The sequence below is a fragment of the Methanoculleus sp. UBA413 genome (assembly GCF_002502935.1).
Taxonomy (GTDB): Archaea; Halobacteriota; Methanomicrobia; order Methanomicrobiales; family Methanoculleaceae; genus Methanoculleus; species Methanoculleus bourgensis.
Genome location: NZ_DAQR01000073.1, coordinates 1 through 4,250, shown reverse-complemented (window position 1 = coordinate 4,250; position 4,250 = coordinate 1). Strand labels below are relative to the sequence as shown.

Annotated in this window: 4 protein-coding genes and 1 tRNA gene; 3 read left to right on the top strand and 2 right to left on the bottom strand. The window is 60.6% G+C overall.

Translation table 11 applies throughout. The features are described from left to right. The coding region (locus tag BP858_RS05675; protein WP_286879063.1) for an archaeosine biosynthesis radical SAM protein RaSEA at positions 1-942 on the bottom strand (942 nt) is incomplete at its 3' end. 28 nt (positions 943-970) lie between these two features. Between BP858_RS05675 and BP858_RS05670 the strand changes: the two genes are divergently transcribed. Together BP858_RS05670 and BP858_RS05665 are read left to right on the top strand one after the other, a co-directional pair. Then, a complete protein-coding gene (locus tag BP858_RS05670; protein ID WP_286879062.1) occupies positions 971-2,068 on the top strand; it encodes a hypothetical protein in 1,098 nt (365 codons plus the stop codon). Positions 2,069-2,108: 40 nt separating this feature from the next. Beyond that, positions 2,109-2,193: transfer RNA gene (locus BP858_RS05665), tRNA-Ser, on the top strand. A gap of 636 nt (positions 2,194-2,829) precedes the next feature. Here BP858_RS05665 and BP858_RS05660 read toward each other — a convergent pair. Beyond that, positions 2,830-3,234, bottom strand: a complete 405-nt coding sequence (locus BP858_RS05660) for a pyridoxamine 5'-phosphate oxidase family protein (RefSeq protein ID WP_286879061.1) — start codon at positions 3,232-3,234, stop codon at positions 2,830-2,832. 137 nt (positions 3,235-3,371) lie between these two features. Between BP858_RS05660 and BP858_RS05655 the strand changes: the two genes are divergently transcribed. After that, on the top strand, positions 3,372-4,145 hold the full coding sequence (locus BP858_RS05655; RefSeq protein WP_286879060.1) for a winged helix-turn-helix domain-containing protein: 774 nt from the start codon (positions 3,372-3,374) through the stop codon (positions 4,143-4,145). Positions 4,146-4,250 lie beyond the last annotated feature (105 nt).

The window sequence follows — 4,250 nt, the reverse complement described above, 5'->3', positions numbered from 1 at the left end:
AAACTCCCACTCTTCTTTGCACGCGCAATCTGTCTCTGCAAGCGCACGTAAGAGCCCGGTATCCCCGGTCAGCGAGTAGTCGCCGATCCCCTTCACGATCGAGCGATCGCAGTTACCGCAGTTGTGCGGCCCCCGGACCTGCCCGCCGCCGACGGGGTCACAGAGGACATGCGCCGGCGAACTGATCAACACGTCAAGGACCGTCCAGAGGTACGGCGGGCGGTACGCGTGCTGCCTCCAGAGGCGCTCGACCTCGGTCCTGCTCTGGACGGTACAGAGGTTCATGGAGATGCTGTCGGCGACAGAGGAGACGTCCTTGATGGAACGCACCATGTCGTCGCGCGCCTCGCGTTCGGTCAGGAACGGCGGTTTCATCAGGAGGTAGGCCTTCACGCCTGCGCCGGCGGCGTGTGCAACCTCTGCGGCGCGGAGAAAGTCGGCATACGAGAACCCTTTGTCGATACACTTCTCCCTGATGAAGTCGTTCGTGGTCTCAAGGCCCATAGCGACAGAGAGCGGTGTAGCCCAGGCGCCAGTGTCGATCTCCTCACCAAACTCCCGGAGCGCATCGGGTTCAACGTACTCCGGCCTTGTCTCGGCGATCACCATCTTGCCCCGGAACGCCTCCGCGACGGCGCGCCGGGCAGCGGCAGGGACCTCGTCGGGGTCGAAGAAACTCCCTGATGTGAAGACCTTGAGCACCTGGTAATCCTCGTCGCGGAAGTTCTCTTTCACCCAGCGGACCTGGCGGACCAGCCGGTCGGTGAGGTCATCCCGCGGCATGTCGGGGTAGCGCTCGTGCCGGTAACCGCACATACGGCACCGGTTCCATGAACACCCGCCGCTCCTGAAGATAACCGTCAGCGTATCGAGAGCCTGCCCGTCAATGCGGTCCTTCCCCCGCCAGGACGCCAGCGGCTTCTCAACTGATTTGGATAGCATTATACCTCATATTCGTCGATGTAATGGTATGAAAAGGATCGCATGGCTGACACTTCTTGCTGCGATGCTGCTCGTCAGTGCCGCATCAGCTGCGTATGTCGAGATCAATGCTCCAAAGACGGTATACGTCGGCGACCCGCTCAAGGTCACCGGCACCACGATCGTGGGGGGGCTCACAAAGCCTTCGCTCAATCCGGGGTTCAGTACCGACGTCGTCTTGTACTCCGTCAAGCACACGAAGAGCGAAGTGGACCGGAAGACCATCATCGTGCAGGAGGATGGTTCGTTCTCCGCGACGTTTGAGACCGAAGGTCTTGCTGCAGGGGATTACACAGTCGAGATCATCGACCCCGAGCCGCCAAACACCTTCGGGGGCAGTTCAAAGACCCTGCAGTTCCTCAAACTGGTTGACCGGTCTGGGGATGTTACGATAACCTCACCGCTCGTGCAGGAATTCGACGGCAGCCTCGATATCACGGGCGCGATAGCCGGGATCGGGGGCGCGGGTGTGCGGATCCAGGTCGAGCGTGACGGCACCACCGTCTACGGGCCGGAGTATATCAGGACCGGTGCAGATGGTGCGTTCTCCGCGACCGTGCCCGTCTCCGGTGCGGGTACGTATAGGGTCACCTTCTCCGACACAAAAGGCTACATCGGCACCTTCGTCTTCGTGGTGACGGGCGCGCCGACGCCCACTGAGACGCAGGCGACGATGGTCTCGGCCAGCGCGCCCGCCACCCGGGCTGCTCCGGCGTACTTCGAGGTCGATACCAGGGTCGGCACGGTGACGCTCACAACCTCGTCTGGTGGGATTGACTGGGTGGTCGAGTACATCGACGAGGGCGGCAGCCCCCATAAGATCAATGACGCGGGTCTGCTTGACCCCGAAATCGTGGAGTTCTCAGCACAGGGAGGCCGGGTCTACGTCAAGGTCTACCCGGTTGGCTACAACGACCGTGGAACAGTGCAACTCTCGGCCACAAATGCCGATGCGGTCAGGGTGAGCCAGAATGCGCCGGTGTTCTTCGGTGATGCGACGCCCACACCCACAGAAACTGCTGCGCCGCTCCCTGCAGTGCTGGCACTCCTTGCCCTTCTTGTGGTCATCCTCAGCCGCCGGGGATGAGCAACCTTTTTTTCGTCAGGCGACCAATGGGTAGAAGCGAGCCGGGATAGTCTAGTCCGGTAAGGCGGTGGCCTTGAAAGCCACTGGTGCCTGGCACCTCGGGAGTTCAAATCTCCCTCCCGGCGTTCTCAGTTTTGTTCTCTTCTCAAAAACTCTGTTTGCGAGCCAATTTTCTGCACCCGCCGGGGTAAAACAGATACGGGCTGCCCACCTGACGAAACCTGGTGCCGGATGCTGGATCCGGACTGTTCCCCGGCTCACCCGGGCAGTGGACCGTGGTGGCTATCCTCATGGAGGTGGGGACCGGGGAGGGGGAGACCCCCTCCCCGCGAAAGGTGAACCCCGCGACCCCCCCACCCTCGGGGGGCGGGGGCAGTGCGTGGCGATGGTCACGGGAAAAACCTGCCCGGGATCATGACCGTTTTCCGGGAATGATGATTGCTCTCAGAACAACCAACAGTACCTCAAATCACCCTTCGTCTCCTGAATGGAGCGGTATTCTCTCGAATCTCCATACCTGACGTTGGTGCGCATGGGGTCTCCCCTACCTCCATACCGATTGGCCCCCTCAGCCCATCGCTACGTCGGCGAGCCTGGAGAGCACAGGCCGACTTCAACGGTGTAGCTTCTTGGCACGCCCGTGGTGCATGGAAGATCTTATTCTCAAAAGAGCATTTGTAGGTGGGGCGGGGCCGGGACCTTGAGGCTCTCCCCCCCGCTCCCGGGCCACATGCTCATGCCTCCTCGCACAGGGTGGCGGTTCAGACTATCTTCTCTCCCGCCCTCGGGCCGGGAGCGCACTCGTAGATCTCCTGGATCTTCATGATGAGGAGACTCTTTGCCGGTGCCTTCGCCATCTTCGACCGGACGGTAAACTGCATCTTCTCAAACTCGGGACCGCTGGTCCTGACCTCGACGTTGCCCTTGACCTGGAAGCAGCCCTTTGTCTCGGCTCCCCAGATGTAGATGGATACCTTCGGGTTTTCCTGGACGTTTGCGAGCGTCTTCTTCATGAAGTTGTCTGCAATCCAGATCGTCTCGTCATCGACGAGTTCGACAAACCCAATCGGTACCACGTTCGGCCATCCGTCCTTTGAGGCTGTAGCGACCGGGAAGACCTTCATCGTCCTGAACGCCGCCTTCATCTCTTCAGTCAGTGCAACCATCAGTGTTCACCACTCCATTCTTTAAACTACAGATTAATATAGATAATTGTCAGAAAACTGTAGTTACGGTAGTGGTGCTACAGGCGCCTGACCCGGCGGCCCGCGCCGGCCTACTACAGGGACAGGCGAGTCACACCATGGAAGATACGACCAAGACCTCAGAGATCACCGCGCTCAGGCATGAGATTGCAGAACTCCGGGAAGATGTCCGGCGGTATGCCGTTCCAGCCGGCAGGCAGGTTGACCGGCTCTTCTCCGAGTTCCGGCGGCAGTGTGCCGAAGCCGTCGTGCGCGGGCATATCGAGAATGCGAGCGACCTTATCGGCCGTGAGGCTTCAGGCTGCCCTCTTGAGGGACGATGCAGGGCCGCGTTTGCCGCCCTCTTCGAGAGCTCGCTTGAGCACCTGGAGACCGGGGAGATACCGGCCGGAGTTGCCGGCGCTGTCAGGAAACAACTTGCGGAACTGCAGCGGAACGCCCCGACCGTTCGCTGTATCCCCTGTTTTGAGGAGGCAGAGAGACAGCTTGAGCGCCAGCTCCGGATGCTTGAGGCGATCCATGTTCTCCGGGACGGGCAGGGAGAGGAGTCTGTCATCGAGGATCTCTTGCCGGAGGATCTCGCAAGCAGGATCTGCTATCCACTGAGCAGCCCTCACCGGGTCCGTATCCTCAAAGTGCTCTACCAGGAAGATAAATCGTTCTCCGACCTTGCAATGATCACCGATCTCCGTGGGGGAAACCTTCTCTTCCACCTGGAGAAACTCCTGGCGGCCGGTCTGATCCGCCAGCGCAAAGACCGCGGCGAATACTCCATCAGTCTGAGCGGCTACGAGTCGCTTGTGGCACTCTCGGCACTCTGCCGGAAGATCCGGGACGACACCGGACCCCTCGCCCGGGAGGGGTTACCGTGAACCGCTATGGGGCGTAGTGGGCCATTTCACCTTATTTTGTGGGTTCTGGTGCGGATCGCGCGGATGATCGCGAAGGGGTGTTGAGCGTTCATGGGGCAGAGCGAG

Excerpts from the sequence above, each read along its gene's own strand:
- BP858_RS05670 (WP_286879062.1), top strand. The coding sequence starts at position 971 with ATGAAAAGGATCGCATGGCTGACACTTCTTGCTGCGATGCTGCTCGTC.
- BP858_RS05660 (WP_286879061.1), bottom strand. The coding sequence starts at position 3,234 with ATGGTTGCACTGACTGAAGAGATGAAGGCGGCGTTCAGGACGATGAAG.
- BP858_RS05655 (WP_286879060.1), top strand. The coding sequence starts at position 3,372 with ATGGAAGATACGACCAAGACCTCAGAGATCACCGCGCTCAGGCATGAG.